The 788-nt window shown below is 52.3% G+C and carries 1 protein-coding gene; it reads left to right on the forward strand.

Annotated elements, in window-relative coordinates:
- Window positions 1–63 precede the first annotated feature (63 nt).
- On the forward strand, window positions 64–768 hold the full coding sequence (locus ACOI6Z_RS27505; protein ID WP_001067855.1) for an IS6-like element IS26 family transposase: 705 nt from the start codon (window positions 64–66) through the stop codon (window positions 766–768).
- Window positions 769–788 lie beyond the last annotated feature (20 nt).

Raw genomic sequence — 788 nt, forward strand, 5'->3', positions numbered from 1 at the left:
GGCACTGTTGCAAATAGTCGGTGGTGATAAACTTATCATCCCCTTTTGCTGATGGAGCTGCACATGAACCCATTCAAAGGCCGGCATTTTCAGCGTGACATCATTCTGTGGGCCGTACGCTGGTACTGCAAATACGGCATCAGTTACCGTGAGCTGCAGGAGATGCTGGCTGAACGCGGAGTGAATGTCGATCACTCCACGATTTACCGCTGGGTTCAGCGTTATGCGCCTGAAATGGAAAAACGGCTGCGCTGGTACTGGCGTAACCCTTCCGATCTTTGCCCGTGGCACATGGATGAAACCTACGTGAAGGTCAATGGCCGCTGGGCGTATCTGTACCGGGCCGTCGACAGCCGGGGCCGCACTGTCGATTTTTATCTCTCCTCCCGTCGTAACAGCAAAGCTGCATACCGGTTTCTGGGTAAAATCCTCAACAACGTGAAGAAGTGGCAGATCCCGCGATTCATCAACACGGATAAAGCGCCCGCCTATGGTCGCGCGCTTGCTCTGCTCAAACGCGAAGGCCGGTGCCCGTCTGACGTTGAACACCGACAGATTAAGTACCGGAACAACGTGATTGAATGCGATCATGGCAAACTGAAACGGATAATCGGCGCCACGCTGGGATTTAAATCCATGAAGACGGCTTACGCCACCATCAAAGGTATTGAGGTGATGCGTGCACTACGCAAAGGCCAGGCCTCAGCATTTTATTATGGTGATCCCCTGGGCGAAATGCGCCTGGTAAGCAGAGTTTTTGAAATGTAAGGCCTTTGAATAAGACAAAA

Origin of the sequence: Klebsiella sp. C239 (assembly GCF_048822715.1) — a bacterium.
GTDB classification, from domain to species: Bacteria; Pseudomonadota; Gammaproteobacteria; order Enterobacterales; family Enterobacteriaceae; genus Klebsiella; species Klebsiella quasipneumoniae.